Annotated in this window: 14 protein-coding genes; 7 read left to right on the top strand and 7 right to left on the bottom strand. The window is 57.6% G+C overall.

Features of this window, described 5'->3' with window-relative positions:
* The coding region (locus KR51_RS15680; protein ID WP_022609096.1) for an IS1380 family transposase at positions 1–697 on the top strand (697 nt) is incomplete at its 5' end.
* Between the two features lie 409 nt (positions 698–1,106).
* Here KR51_RS15680 and KR51_RS15675 read toward each other — a convergent pair.
* Positions 1,107–2,897 carry an N-acetylmuramoyl-L-alanine amidase gene (locus tag KR51_RS15675; protein WP_022609095.1) on the bottom strand — a complete coding sequence of 597 codons (1,791 nt, stop codon included), beginning with the start codon at positions 2,895–2,897 and terminating at the stop codon, positions 1,107–1,109.
* 188 nt (positions 2,898–3,085) lie between these two features.
* Here KR51_RS15675 and KR51_RS15670 point away from each other — a divergent pair, with 188 nt between their 5' ends.
* Together KR51_RS15670 and KR51_RS15665 are read left to right on the top strand one after the other, a co-directional pair.
* Complete coding sequence (locus KR51_RS15670) at positions 3,086–4,114, top strand: hypothetical protein (RefSeq protein WP_022609094.1); 1,029 nt, start codon at positions 3,086–3,088, stop codon at positions 4,112–4,114.
* Positions 4,115–4,192: 78 nt separating this feature from the next.
* Positions 4,193–5,506, top strand: coding sequence for a PQQ-dependent sugar dehydrogenase (locus KR51_RS15665; RefSeq protein ID WP_022609093.1), 1,314 nt, complete (start codon positions 4,193–4,195; stop codon positions 5,504–5,506).
* A gap of 52 nt (positions 5,507–5,558) precedes the next feature.
* On the opposite strand, the gene KR51_RS15660 is transcribed toward KR51_RS15665, so the two are convergent.
* Complete coding sequence (locus tag KR51_RS15660; RefSeq protein ID WP_198016809.1) at positions 5,559–6,185, bottom strand: RNA polymerase sigma factor; 627 nt, start codon at positions 6,183–6,185, stop codon at positions 5,559–5,561.
* 235 nt (positions 6,186–6,420) lie between these two features.
* Here KR51_RS15660 and KR51_RS15655 point away from each other — a divergent pair, with 235 nt between their 5' ends.
* Together KR51_RS15655 and KR51_RS15650 are read left to right on the top strand one after the other, a co-directional pair.
* Entirely contained in the window at positions 6,421–7,044 is a 624-nt protein-coding gene (locus KR51_RS15655; RefSeq protein WP_051358255.1) for a VOC family protein, read from the top strand.
* Between the two features lie 128 nt (positions 7,045–7,172).
* Positions 7,173–8,186, top strand: a complete 1,014-nt coding sequence (locus KR51_RS15650) for a DNA adenine methylase (protein WP_022609090.1) — start codon at positions 7,173–7,175, stop codon at positions 8,184–8,186.
* A gap of 243 nt (positions 8,187–8,429) precedes the next feature.
* Here KR51_RS15650 and trpA read toward each other — a convergent pair whose 3' ends face one another.
* The 4 genes from trpA to KR51_RS15625 form a co-directional block, all read right to left on the bottom strand.
* Positions 8,430–9,233 carry a tryptophan synthase subunit alpha gene (gene trpA, locus KR51_RS15645; RefSeq protein WP_022609089.1) on the bottom strand — a complete coding sequence of 268 codons (804 nt, stop codon included), beginning with the start codon at positions 9,231–9,233 and terminating at the stop codon, positions 8,430–8,432.
* A gap of 251 nt (positions 9,234–9,484) precedes the next feature.
* Positions 9,485–9,862, bottom strand: coding sequence for a DUF3007 family protein (locus tag KR51_RS15640; protein WP_022609088.1), 378 nt, complete (start codon positions 9,860–9,862; stop codon positions 9,485–9,487).
* 3 nt (positions 9,863–9,865) lie between these two features.
* On the bottom strand, positions 9,866–10,105 hold the full coding sequence (gene ndhL / locus KR51_RS15635; RefSeq protein WP_022609087.1) for an NAD(P)H-quinone oxidoreductase subunit L: 240 nt from the start codon (positions 10,103–10,105) through the stop codon (positions 9,866–9,868).
* Between the two features lie 663 nt (positions 10,106–10,768).
* Positions 10,769–12,211 (bottom strand): isochorismate synthase, encoded by a 1,443-nt coding sequence (locus KR51_RS15625; RefSeq protein ID WP_022609085.1) that lies wholly within the window; start codon positions 12,209–12,211, stop codon positions 10,769–10,771.
* Between the two features lie 201 nt (positions 12,212–12,412).
* On the opposite strand from KR51_RS15625, the gene menA reads away from it, so the two are divergent.
* Positions 12,413–13,327 carry a 2-carboxy-1,4-naphthoquinone phytyltransferase gene (gene menA / locus KR51_RS15620; protein WP_022609084.1) on the top strand — a complete coding sequence of 305 codons (915 nt, stop codon included), beginning with the start codon at positions 12,413–12,415 and terminating at the stop codon, positions 13,325–13,327.
* Between the two features lie 292 nt (positions 13,328–13,619).
* Here menA and KR51_RS15615 read toward each other — a convergent pair whose 3' ends face one another.
* Complete coding sequence (locus KR51_RS15615) at positions 13,620–14,609, bottom strand: adenosine kinase (RefSeq protein ID WP_022609083.1); 990 nt, start codon at positions 14,607–14,609, stop codon at positions 13,620–13,622.
* Positions 14,610–15,185: 576 nt separating this feature from the next.
* Here KR51_RS15615 and KR51_RS15610 point away from each other — a divergent pair.
* Complete coding sequence (locus tag KR51_RS15610) at positions 15,186–15,470, top strand: hypothetical protein (protein ID WP_022609082.1); 285 nt, start codon at positions 15,186–15,188, stop codon at positions 15,468–15,470.
* Positions 15,471–15,547: the final 77 nt, after the last annotated feature.

The raw sequence follows: 15,547 nt of genomic DNA, 5'->3' as shown, positions 1-15,547 counted from the left end.
CTGGCGGTTGCGACGGGTCTGGCCAAACGTGGAATTAGTTATCCGAACGGATGGTGGCTTTGCCTTGCCCGAACTGCTGCGTTTGTACGAACGAGCGGGAGTGACCTACGTGAGTGGATTTGCACGTAATCCAGTGCTGGAGGGCAAAAGCGCTGACTTGGTGGAGCGGGTGCGTCGGGAATACGACCGCACGGGAGAGAAGGTGCGTTGGTTCGGCGAGGACCGATATGCGGCGAAAAGTTGGGCGTATTCGCGCCGGTTAGTCATCAAGGCAGAATGGACAGAAAAAGGGAGAAACCTCCGCTTTCTAGTGACCAATTTAACGTGGGATGCCGCAGCGGTATACGACCAACTCTACGTGCAACGAGGCGCAGACTCCGAACATCGCATCAAAGAACTGAAGCGAGGCTTAAGAGCAGACCGACTGAGCTGCCAAAGCTTTTTGGGCAATCAGTTCCGTTTACTGTTAGGGCAAGCGGCGTACATCCTGATGCTGAGAATCCGGGAGGCAGCGAAGGGAACGCGTCTGGAGCGAGCCCAAGTGACCCGATTGCGCGCAACGCTAATTAAAGTCGCTGGGCGAGTGCGAACGACAGCGCGGCGCGTGCTAATAGACCTATCGTCCCACTGTCCATATGCCGAGGAAATCCGTCAGATAGCGCGGCAGTTATGTGGAGCAAGCGTAACAGCGCAATGAGCGGTGAATCCGCCAAGGGAGACGTATGTCTTCGCGGAGAAAATGAGCTGCAATCGTGCCCGAATTAGGCAGACAAAGGCAGATTGAGGCAGAAATAGACCGACGAGAAGGTTCGACAGCCTGGGTTACCCTTGATGTTCCCCAGGCTCTGCCCATTTCGGCCTACTCATGAATAATCCAGGCTAGTCAGTGCAAGGGTTTGAGGCTTCGTCAAAATCTTCGTGAATAATCCAGGTTAGGCGAACGCAGCGGTTAACTGAATTCTCGGGCAGCGTAGGTGCCGAAGCAATCGGCACGCTCGTCGGCATCCAGTTGGGAGTTTTGCCGCGATCGCAACTTCTAGGGTCTATGCAAAGGTCCGCGCGATTGTCTCGATGTTTATTGTCTCGATGTTTATTGTTGTGTCACATCATCTCTTCGGCTCGGTCGGTTGGGGCGCAACGCGATCGAACCAGCGAACGAGCCCATCAGCGATCGCGCGGGCGAGAGCTTGTTGCGAAGGCGGATCGATAATCCACTCGAACTCCTCAGGATTGATGGCAAATCCGAGTTCGAGTAAAACCGTTGGAGCTGCGTGCGGTCGCGTTAGGGCGAGGTTATTCCAAAACACGCCATAGGACGGGCGATCGAGCGTTTCGGTAAGGTAGTCGTGCAGGAACGCCGCGAGGTCGTGCGCTTGGGGATGATACCAAAATGCGCCGATACCAGCCGTCTCTATTGCGTCGCCGTCGTCGGGCAGGGCGTTGTAGTGGATCGAAAGGGCTACAGTGGGCTGCTGCTCGGCGATGGCCGCCGCGCGATCGCCCAAGGACACGGCGCTATCGTCCGTGCGCGTCAGATACACTGTCGCTCCCCGCTCGCGCAACGCTTGCGCCAGCAGCATTGAGACGTCTAAGTTCATTGCCTTTTCGGGATATCCCGTCGGACCGCGGGTCCCGAGTTCGTCCCCGCCGTGACCGGGATCGAGTAGAACCACTACACCAGTCAGGGATCTCGACTGGCGTTGGGGCGGATGGCGCAGTTGCAATACCAACTGCGTGCCGTCGTAGCGCGCGGTGTATCCCCATTGTTGAGCGCTCCGCAATTGGAAGCGATACTGCACCGTTGTCGGGTCGCGTTGCTCCCAATCCAGGCGGCGGACAAGGGGATCGGCATCGAAACGGATCGTGTCGGTTTGGGCGACCGTGTTAAAGAGCGTCAGCGTCAGCGTATCGTCGTCCTGTTGGATGGCAATCGGCACGGGCAGGCTGAGAGGGATCGTTACTTCAGTTGCCCCGGGTACTTGACGCGCGCTCAGCCCCCGCACAATCGCTTGCGGGGGCACGACACTCTCCAGCGGTTGCGTCTCGCTAGCGCGAATCCATCCGCCGTAGTCGAGGCGCAACCAGTCGCCCTCGGCACCGGTGACGGTCGCCCGCGTGCCGCGTGGCAGCGGCGTCAAGCGGGAATACGTCGTACTCGGACCCGAGCGCGCAACGCCAGCAGCAGCAGTTACCTCCACCACCGTCAACGCGCTGGGCTCCAGAATCTCTATGCTGCCTGGTCCCGAGCGAGCGATTTGCTCGCCGTCGAGTTCGAGATAGAACTCCGGTATGCCCAACGGTCCGGCCGCGATCGCGCGGATGCAGCTGGCGAAGATTTGGTAAGCGATCGGCTGCGGGCGATTGGTCGCAGTTAACACGGCTGCGTTAGAGGAGAGCCTGACTGCAGGCGGCTGCGGTGAGAGGGCTATATCTAGTCCGCTGAGATGCGCGCGAACGATCGCGTCGGGTGCTGCTGTTGCCTCCAGACAGATAGTCTCGCCGGGTAAGCGGGTGATGGTGCGGGCAGGAACGAGGGAGTCGGGTAAAAAAGCCGCACCATCCGGCAGCGGCGGTGCAATCGGCACGCGAGTCACTACGACGCGCTGTTCGTCGCGACCGTTATAGTCCAATACAAAGGTATTATCGCCCAGCTGGAGGGGGAAACTGGGGGCGAAGTGTCCGGCTGCACTGCGCGCGATCGCTCGGCCGTTAACCATCACCGTCCCACTTGGGGGAGCCGTGCCGATCAGAAAAATCCGCTCGGCGGTCGTCTGATGTTGCAAGGGTGGATAGGTTAAATGCAATACGGATTCGGCCTGCACAACGGCTGTTACGGTCGTGCTGCCTGCTAAGCAGCCGAGTAGTGCGAGTGCAGTACGAGCGGGAGAGTGCAACATAACTTCAGTCCTCCAAGCAACTCCAGCAACCATATAGCCGTCAACGACCGAGTTGGGGACGTTTGCGAAAAATAACGAGGCTGGCAGCCGCGTTTACTGTAACCTAACGTCTAGTTGATGAAACTTTCTTTATCGGACGGCGAGGTTGTCGTCCCGAGCGAACCGGGAAACTAAAGGGAGAAACTCTGATGAATTTTGTGTTTGCCCTAGTCGGTCTCCTCATTGGAGTAGGGGGTACGTTCTTCTTTTTGCGCCTGCAGTCTCAAGAACAACTTGCAACTAGCGAGCGAGAGCGACAGCAGCAGTTAGAGAGCGCCGAGCGCAATGCTGAAAAGCGCGTACGCGATGCTACGAGCAATCTACGAAAAGACCTGCAGAATCTACAGCGCGATCGCGAAGTTTTGATCCGCCAAACAGACGCCCGCATCCAGACAGCTCTCGAGGAAGCTAATAAGAATCGACAAGAGGAAATCGACGTCGAAGTCGAACGCATCGTTCGGGAATTCCAGCACCGGCATCAAGCCCAGCATCATGGAGAACTTGAGGCGCTGCGATCTCAATACGAAGAGCAGTTCCAACTACTTCATCAGAAGCACGACGCTGAAATTCAAAACGCAGTTGCCGTTGGTCGCGCCGACCTCGAAGCCCGAATTGCCGAGCTCGAAAGTTATCTGCAGTCCTCGCCATCTAACAAACCAACGGCTGGTGGTGAATATGCGGCAGATGTGGGCACCGAACTGGACGGGCAACTTCAGAGCCTGCAAGCACAGCATGCGGACGCGCTCGAGCGCGTCCGGGCTGACTACGAGCAACGCGTGTCCGCCCTCGAGCAGCAGCTTGCCCAAGCAACTGCTGCTGCAGACGGGACCCAAACTTTCGCGCCACCCCTCCCGGTAGCAGAATCTTTTAAATTGGCAAACGAGCCGGCCGTAGTCGAGGAGACGGTTGCAGAGCTCGACTCCGAATGGGCGGAGCTGGATTCGCTGCTCGCTGATGACGCGGCGTCCTCGGAGGGCGAACTCGCCCTTCACGACCTCTCGATCGACCTCGACGCCATCAACCCAGACGATGCAGGAGCGCAAATCGAAAGCCTCTTCGAGATGTTCCCCGAGGATGAGACTGACGACGCTAGTGACTCCAGTTCTGCAGAAGGTCGAGATCCTGCTGCCGGCGAAGGTGCCGATGCACTTCCTCACAACGACAATCCCTTCACTTGACGTCTTAAGGCACGCTGACGTTGGGTTGCCTTACTCCCTACTCCTCCCCGTGTCGGCAACGCCGACCCCTCACTCGTCATGCATCGCTGCTCCCTGCTCTCGTTGCTGGTGGCGATCGCGGCCTGCCGTCCGCTCGCCCCGGATACCGGCGTATCGTCCAAACCGTTGCCTGCAGACATAGCGCAGCTCGTCTCAGCTCGAACTGAGATCGCAGTCGAACCGCTAAAGCCCGCGCCCATCGACATTGCTGTCGATGATTTGCCTGCTCCCTATGCTTCGGCTAGTGCTTCGAAGCCGCCGCAGGTGGTTCCCATCCCCGAGGCCCCAACGCTAAAGGTGCCCTCGGGGTTTGTTGTCAATGTATTTGCTGAAGGGTTGGCGAGCCCGCGCTGGCTGGCCCTGACCCCTGAAGGCGACGTGTTAGTGACCGAAACGCGCGCCAATCGCATCCGCCGCCTGCGCGACACCGATCGCGATGGCACTGCCGACGACATAACTGCGTTTGCGACGGCCGGCAACGGCCTCGACATCCCGTTTGGTATGGCGTTTGCCGGTGGGTCGTTTTTCTTGGGCAATCACAACGGCGTACGCCGCTTCGCATACGACGAATCTAGCGGGTCTCTATCCGGTCGGGGCGTTCCAATTGCCGAGCTACCCGGTGGCGGCTATAACCAACACTGGACGCGCAATGTCGTTGCCGCACCGGGAGGCGATCGCCTATACGTCTCGATCGGCTCGCGCTCGAATGCAGCCGTTGAGCCCCTACCGCGTGCCTCTGTACAGGTGATGAGCTTGGACGGAAGCGGTCGGGAGACATTTGCTTACGGGCTGCGCAACCCCGTCGGCTTGGATTTTCACCCGGTGACGGGCGAGCTGTACGCCACGATCAACGAACGCGATCTGCTTGGCGATGACTTGGTACCGGATTATTTCACGCGCATCCGCACGGGCGAGTTCTTCGGCTGGCCCTATACTTACCTGCGCCCCGACCTGCTCGATCCGCGCCACCTCGACGGCAACCGGAGCACAAATCCGGAATTAGCTGCCCGAACGCAAACCCCAGATGTCCTATTCCAAGCCCACTCGGCGGCATTGGGCTTACAGTTTTACGATGGCAGCACTTTCCCCAAACGCTATCTCCATGGGGCATTCGTCGCATTTCGCGGCTCATGGAATCGCGATCGCGGTACGGGGTACAAAGTCGTCTTCGTGCCCTTTGCGGACGGCCGCCCGCTGGGACACTACGAAGACTTCCTGACCGGCTTCTTGCTCGATGCTTGGGGACCCACTGTCTGGGGGCGTCCGGTCGGCTTGCTGGTACTGCCTGACGGCAGCCTGCTAGTAACTGAGGAAGCTAACGGTCGGATCTATCGCATACAGTATGGCGGTTAGCGCGATCGCCTCGTCGTTCGGGAGAAACTTCAGAGCACCGCGCTCTCCGGTGCTATGCCGCGAGCGGACGTTGGGCGAGGTAAATTGCCCGAATATCTGCAGGCAGTGCTTGCTCGAGTTGGCGGTACCCGTCCTGAAGCGCCGCCCGAACTTCAGCGGGGGAAAGCATTTCTTCTTCTGCCTGCAAATACGCTGCGATGCGCGTATCGTTCCAGTGGAACGTCTGAGCCATCAGTACGACAAAGCGCTCCAGCGGTGGCAAGCGATCCATTGCTAGCTCTAGGTGGCACCATAGCGGTGGCGAGGCAGCTTGCAAATCGTAGTTGATATCCTCTGGCGGCGGCAGCTCGATTTGACTGACACAGAATCCTGCCGTTCGTACCAGCCAGCTTTGCAGTGAGTTCTCGCCCTCGTCATCAACCAGCAGCGGATCCAAACCGCGCAGTTCGTGATACATATGCCGCCAGGTCAGCGCGAACAAGTAGTCTGCTTGTACGGGCGATCGCGCACCGTGGCGAACTAGCGCGTAAATCAGCGGACTATACCGGCAGAAAAGTGCGGTAAAGTACTTGCCCTGCTCGGGATGTTCTCGAAAATCAGCAAGCAGGTCGCGATCGCTTGAGGTTGCCAGCGAGCGCACGATGGGATGTTGTGCTTCGGGAAAATGGGGAATTCGCACGGGCTGCACCAGAGTTCGAACGGCAAACGTGGGGACGACAGGAAGCGATCGCTTGTCTGAGCTAGCCTAGATGATAGCGAGTGCGGCAGTGCTGCGGTAATCTTCTCAACCAAACGAGCTTCCACGCCGAGATTACTAAGGTATTGACGCTGCCCGACGCACAATTTCTCCCTCATGTTGTTAACGACTGCAAGCACCGCATTAACGTAACTCGATGGATTTGTCTACGATAGCGATGGCGTTTCCCCTCAGCATCGGCGTCGAGCGCGCGGTGTCGGCGATACTGCTCGGAGCGTTGCTTCCCGGCCTGACCGATTCGCTGTTCTCAACCCAGGGCATCATGGTCATGTTGCTAGTGGCTTACGCCGGAGCAATGTGGATGTTCCTAACGAGCGCGCCGAAGGTCTACACGATGATGGTGTCGGATTTGGAGGTGGCGCGGGAGTTTTACGAAGGCGTCTTGTGCTTGTCGGCAGCAGACGTTCCCTTGCATTACTACTACAACTACGAGCAAACGTTGGGGACGGCAGGTGTCGATCCGCTATACATGCCGCTAAATTCAACCGTGCCGGTAGGTACGGGTACGATGCCGGACGGACTGTGGTATCAGCTCAAGAAAAATACGCAGCTGCACGTGATTGCCGGTGCCAATCCGAGTCGTGTAAATCCCAGCCGCCCTGAAGCCGATCGTCGCGAGCGCCATCGCCACGTTTGCTTCGATCGCAAATGTCTCGATCAAGTACTCGGACGCGTTCGCGCACGACGATTGAAATATAAGATCCGCCGCACCAAACCGCTCAACTTTTTGGTCAAAGACCTCAGCGATCGCGTGATCGAAATGGCAGAAGTGACCGATTGACGGCCGACTGAGGTTTTGTAGAACGGCTGTAAAAAGTCTCGCGAAATGCCTTTTCAGGCAACTAGGTAAACGTGTTTGACGTCGTGCGAGTATAGATACATACGTTTCGACTGAATGCGTTCGCCTGCATGTCATCTGTTAAATCTATCGAGCCCGTCGGACCCGTCCCTACTAGCAGCGAGCGATCGGTCGGTTTGCCAGAGTCGGAGCGCGCGAAGCCTTTGGCGAAGCCGTTATTTTTGGCGAAGCCGTTATTAAAGTGGGCGGGCGGCAAGACGCAGTTGCTCTCGAGCATCGACACTTATTTCCCTCCCCAGCTCAAAGAAGGTCGCATTTCGCGTTACATCGAACCGTTTGTTGGAGGTGGAGCGGTATTTTTACACGTCGCGCAACACTACAACGTGTCGGAGATCGTTCTCTACGATCTCAATCCCGAACTCGCCTCGATCTACAAAGTCGTTCGGACCGATGTTGACGCTCTGATCGAGTGCCTTTCGCAACTTCAGTCGGACTATCTAAGACTAGACACCGGCGACCGGAAGGATTATTTTTACCAACAGCGAGAACGGCACAACGCTGCGCGTGTGGCGATTGACTGGCACGCATATAGTGCGGCGTGGGTCGAGCGAGCGGCAACGCTACTATTTCTCAATCGGACTTGTTTCAACGGGTTATTTCGCGTCAACTCGAAAGGGGATTTTAACGTTCCTCACGGACGCTATGTCAAGCCGCGCATCTGCGATGCGGAGAACTTGCGTGCTGTTTCGCACTTTCTGCAACGCGCCAAAATCTACTGCGGCGATTTCACCGACTGCCGCGATCTTGTTGACTCCAACACGTTCGTGTATTTCGATCCGCCCTATCGACCGCTGAGCAAAACGGCTAACTTCACGGCCTACTCAACGCAAGCATTTAGCGATCGCGAACAGCAACGACTCTGCGAGTATTACAGCGACTTGCATCAGGTTGGAGCTCGGTTAATGCTCAGCAACTCCGACCCGCACAACATCGACGCGGAGGACGACTTTTTCGATTGCCTTTATGCCGACTTTAGAATCGAGCGCGTACGTGCTAGTCGCAGCATCAACAGCGACGCCACCAAGCGCGGGCAGATTAACGAGCTGCTGATTCTCAATTACTAGGATTTACTGATATCAGTTTGCACAATGCTTACGACAGATGAGGCAAACAATCCCGAGGCGCAAAAGATTCCCGATCTGCCATTTGTTGCAGTACTTCCTAGAGTTGGTATGGCTTCGCGAGGTGGGCGATTCTGAAGTGTGATGCTCGTGCTGGGTTGGGAGTATGGCTCCTAAATGTTTTGCGCTGCAACACCCCCACCGTGCAGGACTACTCCCCGATCGGGGTGTTTTCCGGGGTCCGAGTTAGCTGGGGTCAGGTGCAATTGCCTGTTTGAGCTCGCGACAAAAGGTTTCGATTGCAACCAGTCCTTCAGCAGGGCTGCCGGTGCTGAGGCGCTTGACAAACGCGCTGCCGACAATGACTGCATCTGCTCCCCATGCGCGCAGCTGGCTAGCCTGCTCCGGCTGTGATACGCCAAAGCCAACACCAATCGGTTTGTCGGTAACCTGCCGTAACTGCGGCAGCAGAGTCTGCACGCGCTCGGCAATTTGCGCCCGCGCTCCAGTGACACCAGTCACACTGACGAGATAGATAAATCCTTGGGATTGCTGCGCGATCGCCTCAATGCGTTCTAGCGGGCTCGTCGGGGCGACCAGTAACGTTACCTCAATACCGCGCTCGGCTGCCGGAGCTAGCACGACCTCAGCCTCTTCCAACGGCAAATCCGGGATGACCATGCCGCTGACGCCAGCAGCAGCGACGCGGTCGAGAAACGCTTCGATGCCGTGGTGGAAGATCGGGTTGTAGTAAGTAAAGAGCACGATCGGCGCGCGCACCTCGGCGCGGGCGTCGGCAACGATTTCTAAAACGCGATCCAGGCGAACACCTCGCTGCAGTGCGCGCGTCGCAGCGGCCTGAATGGTCGGACCGTCCGCGAGCGGGTCGGAGTAGGGGACACCCAGTTCGATGATGTCGGCCCCCGCGCGATCGAGGACCCGCAGGGCAGTCGCAGTAGTAGCAAGGTCGGGGTCGCCGGCGGTCAGAAACGGAATCAACGCGCACTGGCTGGAAGCACGCAGTTCGACAAAGCGATCGGAAACGGACATTAATTCAAGACGCGGTATCGATCCCGCTAAAACGCCATCTTCTAGCTTAGAGGCCATTTAAAAAGTCCCAGTTCGGGGTTCGGATTAACCCGAGCGATCCTTGGTGAGGTCGCGAAAGTCCCATTCTCTCGTTGTGAGGCATGTGCCCGATTTCACGCCAATCGACTTATCAAACAGCCGCTTAGAGCAGTCGGCGTTTGGTTCGGGTCTGCCAGCGGGAAGCGTGCGGGGTAGTAATTTAGTGGTCCGCCTCAGTGGAGTGATTCGGGCGCGCCTGGAGGTCCGGGGGGGCGTTTGTCGCCCGTGCCGCCGTCCAAAGGTGCCTGCGCTTGCTGCTCTGCCGCAACCTCTGCTTGCAATCGCAGGAGCTCCTCGGGTGAAAGCTCGTCGATGCGTTTTTGCAGCACGGCCTCTTCATACTCGTCGAGCTGCTGGTGGTAGGTCATGTTGTGCGTTACCACCCGCAACCCGTAACTCAGCAACCAGCCAACTAACCCGCCTACGAGCAGCACCTGGCTCCAGATGCCAGCCTGTAGACTGTCAAGACCGGTTGCTTGCAGCAGCCAATAGGACCCTAACCCAGCAATCAAGACGCCCAAAGCAATAGCGATCGCGTCGATTCGGCGCATATACTATCCCTCGCGCCCCCGCAGGCGGAAGTTCAAGAGCGGACTGAGCAGCAACAATCCCGGGAAGAACAAAAACACGAGAAAGTACATGAACAGCCGTTCGACCGAGCCAGCCGTATACCAGCGACGATTGAGGTATAAGTAGGTCGCGCCCGGCACGATCAGGAGGTACAGCCCGCCCAAGGTCGTGTAGAGGAGCGCTAAAATCAACGACTCGGTAATCGGGATCGGCAAATCTTGCATTGCGGTGTCGTACGCGCGTCGAAACTTATCTTAACGTGCAGAGCGACTTGCTCGGATTTTAGCTCCAGAGTGGTTTAAACGATTGCGATAGAATGACGAGCAGCCACGGGGGCGTGGCGGAATGGTAGACGCTGCGGACTTAAGTAAATTGAGCCTTAGCAGAGAAATCAGCTAAGTGACCGCTCTCAAACTCAGGGAAACCTAAGTTCGCACCGCGAATAAGGCAATCCTGAGCCAAGCCCAGGCAAGGAAAGATAACCTTACCGGGGAAGGTGCAGAGACTCGACGGGAGCTGCCCTAACAGACTGCGCTGAGGGTAAAGGGAGAGTCCAATTCTCAACGCTCGCACGAGCAGCAGCGAAAGCTGCGGGAGAATGAAAATCCGTTGACCGCAAGGTCGTGAGGGTTCAAGTCCCTCCGCCCCCATCACGTACCCGACTCGCTCGCCGGTGCCGATCTCTGAGATTGCACTTCAGAGCGCGGTGGGACGCAAGGATTGAGGCGGCGGCTAAAAAGCTGTCGGCAGTACGCCGCTGCTGTTAACCGTCAAATTGCCGTGTCGCTGAGTGCGCGACCGAACCGTTTGCGCGACCATTTCTGTTTGCGCGGCTATTTCTACAGTTGGGGGAGTGCTGCTATGGATTGGAAGCATCCGCGCACCCGCTAGGTCCGCCCCAACGCCCGGAGCATTGCCTGCCACTTTAGCTGTACTTCCGCGAGCTCTGCCTGCGGATCGGAGCCTGCCACAATGCCCGCCCCCGCACACAACCGCGCGCGCGCACCAACAACTTCGGCAGAGCGGATGCCAACGACGAACTCAGCGTTGCCATTGCCATCTGCCCACCCGAGCGGTCCCGCGTACAGGGATCGATCGCCCGCTTCACTGCTCTGGATGTAGTCGCACGCCCGCGCTCGGGGCAGTCCGGCAACGGCTGGCGTCGGATGCAGATGCGAGAGAATATCGAAGATTGAATGACCCGTGTCCGCAAGTGCGCGCACGGGCGTCCATAGATGCTGGATGTTCGCCAGCTGCATGAGTTGTAGCGGTCCCATTTGCGGACTCAGACCGAGCTGGCGCAGGCGCAGGCAAATGAACTCGCGCACTAAAGCATGCTCGCGTTGTTCTTTGTCGCTGGCCAGCAACGCGGCTGCCAGGCGAGCGTCCTCTGCAGGCGTCGCTCCGCGCGGTGCCGATCCGGCCAGCGCATCGCTCACTAAGTGGCGATCGCGCGCGCTCAACAATCGCTCGGGGCTTGCCCCGATAAAATGGGCATTGCGACCGTTACCAACTGCAAACGCGAAGCAGTCGGGATGTTGGCGGCGCAAGAAATCGAGGGAGGCAAACGGATTCAGCGGCAGCGGGGCGACGACCTCCAGCGATCGCGCCAGCACGACTTTTTCTAATTGCTCGGCTGCAATCGCCTCAAGCGCGCCGCTGACCCCGGCAGTAAATCGCTCCGGTCTGGATTCTCGATGCTGCAACCATTGTGCAGGCAGTATAGGGGTGGGTACGACCTCGGAGCGAATGCACGCGATCGCCCGCAGATCGCGACAATAGTTTGCCCACAGTGCATCGAGGTCGTTTTGGGGCGAAAGTACCAAGTGCGTCGTCAATTCGACACGCTCGCCGCAGCGTTCGAGCTGGTGGTGGGGTAAAAATACTGTTGCTGCTGGGAACAGGGGCGGCGGCACACTCGCAGGGGGCGCAGCGGCAAACGCAAAACTACAGAAAAACTTTGGGGTGCTTGCTTCTTCACTGGCTAGGAGGCGCGCGCGCCACCGCTCTACAAACTCGCGTACCTGCACGAACCGGCGCACGGTTGCAAAGGTGGCGCTTGCTGCGGCACCGAATGCCGCAATAGCGTGGTGGCGATCGCGCCGCTCCCAATAGCCGTAGAGGCGATCGGAACGATACGCTGCTTGCAAAACTGCCAGTGGGTCGACTGGCGGCAGTTCGCTCCTTAGGACGACAACTTGCGGACAGCCCCGCCGCCGCGCGCGCTCCCGAGCTGCCATTAGCACCGCGCGCTGCTCGCTACCGGGATGCAAATCGAACGGCAAGTCAAGCGGCGAACTCGAGCGAACGGAACTGGGAACGGCGTGCATGCGTAAGGCGGCGATAAGTTTGTTAAAAAGCGTGTAAAAAGCCAAAAGTCGCAGCTTCAACCGCCAACAGAATGGTATGCCTGAGAGAATCGACTGATGGCGCGATCGCGGATTATGACTGCATCTCGATTATCGTAGCGCGACTGCAGAACCCCTGCTCGCCTCTTATTTGCCACTTGATTGCGACGCTTACTCTACCAGATGACGACGACAAATTTTGTTAAAAAATTCGACGGCAAGCGCTGGCTAGCTGCTATTAAGCTTCCAATTTATAGCGTTGCGATTGCGCCGATTACCCTCGGTACAGCTGTCGCTTATTGCGACACCGGACGTTGGCTGCCGAGCCATTTTTGGTCCTTCATCGGGGCAGCAGTTTGCATTTTGACTTGGCTCAATACGAGCAACGACGTCTTTGACGATGACACCGGCATCGACGTCAATAAGGATAGTTCCTATGTCAAAGTTGTCGGTAACAAGGTGCTGGTATTTTGGGCGAGCAACGCATTTCTGCTCCTGGGTCTTGCAGGAATTGGTGCGATCGCCTGGTGGCAGCAAGACTGGACGGTGTTGGGTTTGATAGTGCTGGCTGTGGCGCTTGGCTACAGTTACCAAGGTCCGCCCTTCCGCCTGGGTTACCTGGGCTTGGGCGAACCGATTTGCTTGCTCAGCTTCGGTCCGGTGGCAGTTGCAGCAGCGTACTACGCGCAAACCCAGACCGTATCTCCATCTGCATTGGTTGCGTCGCTGGCGGTCGGAAGCAGCACGTCGCTGATTTTATTCTGCTCGCACTTTCACCAAGTTGCTGACGATATCGCAGCGGGGAAGCGATCGCCGGTGGTCCGACTGGGAACGCAGCGGGCGGCGCGATTGTTGCCCTGGATAGTAGCAAGTCCGTTCGCGGTTGTCGCGATCGGCGTAGTCTTGGGTATGTTCTCGCCTTGGACGCTATTGATTGTTGCAAGCGCTCCCGTAGCGGTCGAACTCGTTCGGCACGTTAATGCCGAGCACGCTCGTCCTGAGCGCGTCAGCAACTGTAAGTTTATTGCTGCAAAGCTTCATATCCAAAGCAGCATTCTGCTCTGCCTTGGGTTCGTACTGGTGCAGTGGCTGCACTAGGCACGCAGCTTAACTTCGCCCTAGCTGCCAGCCCGTGCCTGCTGCAGGGCTGTAAGTGTGAATCTTCTGTGGAAGCAGACATACATGCCGGATGCTCGCACTATTTCGCAGTGCTCGACCACCATCACTCTTCGCAACTGCAACCACATTGATGGTTTGCAATTAGGGACGAGCAGCTGGGAGGGCAACGCCATCTCCGTCCGCTCTGCGACTAGAGTGATTCCAATGGGTTGAATAACTCTGGGTTGAATAACTCGTTGAATCCGTCGTTCCTAACCTGCAAAAACCAGGATTAGACCTGCATCAACAGCGCCTTGACTGCATCCGCTTCCATGCGCGGCCCCAGATTCGTGACCAATTGCGCCGATGCCAGGGAACCGAGCTTGCCCGCCTGAGCGTAGTCCATTCCGTGGGTCAGTCCGTAGAGCACTGCCCCTGCATACATGTCTCCTGCACCGACGGTATCGACGGCTTTGACTTTAACGGGAGCAATTTCAAGCAGCGTCTCGCCGTCGAAGATCAACGAACCCCGAGCACCGCGGGTGATGGCAAAGGTTTTGCTGAGGGTTTTGAGATAGGCGATCGCGTCATCGAGGTTCTCCGACTCTGCCATCGTCAGCGCTTCACTCTCGTTGGCAAAGATCGCATCGATACCCGCCCCGATCATCTCCAGAAAGCCTGGCTTAAAGAATTTCGCCATGTTAAAGTCCGACAGCGACAGTGCCACGCGCGTCCCGGCAGCCTGCGCGACCTCACGCGCCTTCACGGCAGCTGCTTTGCTGCCGTCACCGGTCACAAGATACCCCTCAATGTAAAGATACTCAGCCTGCTCCACGGCCTCGGGAAGCAGCTCGCGCTGTGAAAATTGGCTCGAAATACCCAAGAAGGTATTCATCGTACGGTCGGCGTCGGGCGTGACAAATACCAAGCACTGCCCCGTGGTGCCGTCTTCGCGATCGCCATTGGTGAGGTTTGTTGCAACGCGACACGCTTCTAAATCCTGCAGGTACGAAGTTCCGAACTCGTCGGCCGCCACCTTGCACGAGTAAAAGCACGAGCCGCCGAACTGTGCGATTGCGACGATCGTGTTAGCTGCCGAACCGCCCGAGCTGCGTTTATGCGGGATCGCGCCCAGACGCTGCATGAGTGCTGACTGGCAGTCGGCGTCGATTAAGGTCATGACGCCCTTGTCAATACCCAGTTCCTGAAGGAGCTCTGGGGTTACCTCATACTCGATATCGAGTAGAGCATTCCCCATGCCATATACGTCGTACTTCTTCATCGTTTCACTCGGTAAGCAGTCCGCGGGTGTGCGGTGAGGCTCGGTCCCGCGCAGGCCTCGCCGATTCTACCACTTACCCCAACGCCCGACAGTCGCGCGACCGACTTCAACTAGCTTGCTGTTGTGTGCGGCGCAAACACTCCCCGGGGAGACAACAGATGCTTGCGGCGAGAGGCTCTGCCCAGCGGTCGCGGTAAGTGCTGCCAAGCTTGTACTAGCATGGATTATTCATGAACTCTTATGCGGAGACCCTAAACCTTTTGCCTTGCAAGGCTTGCAGACTTTTTCGCTCAATGACAGTGCGTTTCTATACACGTAGATTGGAGCCTAGTTAGAGCAAGGGTTTGAGGCTTTTTCACAATCTTCGTGAATAATCCAGGCTAGAGGCGAGCAGAGGAACCACCGAGGAACGTTCGCCGACTATTCGAGGAAACCGCGCAATTGTCGAGACAGCTTCATTGCGGTTGCGACTGGCACTGTTTCTCTGATAGCAACCGAGCGCGATCGATCCCGTCCCTGAGACTAAGGATCCACTCGCAAACCCGCTAAGATCGCCAACATTTGGGAGCTACAAGCGTGCTAGCAGCAGAAACTTGGTTCGACGAGGCCGCCTATCGAGAATTTGCCCTGCGCGCACATGAGTATCTGTTGTATTGCGTTCGCGATCGCCGCTCCTTGGAAGCGAGCAACCTCGCTGCAGCAATGTGGTTCAATTGTTCGGTTGAGATAACAACCTCGCTGGGCATGCCGAGTGCCGATGCCGAACGGTTTTGCGGCAACGACGACAACCTAACCGAACTTGCCATAAGAGTTCAGTCGATTACCGGCTGCGATCGCGCCATCAATAGTCGCTGGAACTAAATTGCCGATCCGGACAGATGCAGCGACTGATTGCTCGAAACCAGAGCGAAGCGATCGCACAGAAAGGCCGAGCCCGA

The organism is Rubidibacter lacunae KORDI 51-2 (assembly GCF_000473895.1).
Taxonomy (GTDB): Bacteria; Cyanobacteriota; Cyanobacteriia; order Cyanobacteriales; family Rubidibacteraceae; genus Rubidibacter; species Rubidibacter lacunae.
Note: the sequence above shows the minus strand (reverse complement) of the source record. Positions and strands in the feature narration are given on the sequence as shown.

Bases quoted from the DNA above. Each gene is read 5' to 3' on its own strand.
- KR51_RS15675 (WP_022609095.1), bottom strand. From the start codon at position 2,897: ATGTTGCACTCTCCCGCTCGTACTGCACTCGCACTACTCGGCTGCTTA.
- KR51_RS15670 (WP_022609094.1), top strand. From the start codon at position 3,086: ATGAATTTTGTGTTTGCCCTAGTCGGTCTCCTCATTGGAGTAGGGGGT.
- KR51_RS15665 (WP_022609093.1), top strand. From the start codon at position 4,193: ATGCATCGCTGCTCCCTGCTCTCGTTGCTGGTGGCGATCGCGGCCTGC.
- KR51_RS15655 (WP_051358255.1), top strand. From the start codon at position 6,421: ATGGCGTTTCCCCTCAGCATCGGCGTCGAGCGCGCGGTGTCGGCGATA.
- KR51_RS15650 (WP_022609090.1), top strand. From the start codon at position 7,173: ATGTCATCTGTTAAATCTATCGAGCCCGTCGGACCCGTCCCTACTAGC.
- trpA (WP_022609089.1), bottom strand. From the start codon at position 9,233: ATGTCCGTTTCCGATCGCTTTGTCGAACTGCGTGCTTCCAGCCAGTGC.
- KR51_RS15640 (WP_022609088.1), bottom strand. From the start codon at position 9,862: ATGCGCCGAATCGACGCGATCGCTATTGCTTTGGGCGTCTTGATTGCT.
- ndhL (WP_022609087.1), bottom strand. From the start codon at position 10,105: ATGCAAGATTTGCCGATCCCGATTACCGAGTCGTTGATTTTAGCGCTC.
- KR51_RS15625 (WP_022609085.1), bottom strand. From the start codon at position 12,211: ATGCACGCCGTTCCCAGTTCCGTTCGCTCGAGTTCGCCGCTTGACTTG.
- menA (WP_022609084.1), top strand. From the start codon at position 12,413: ATGACGACGACAAATTTTGTTAAAAAATTCGACGGCAAGCGCTGGCTA.
- KR51_RS15615 (WP_022609083.1), bottom strand. From the start codon at position 14,609: ATGAAGAAGTACGACGTATATGGCATGGGGAATGCTCTACTCGATATC.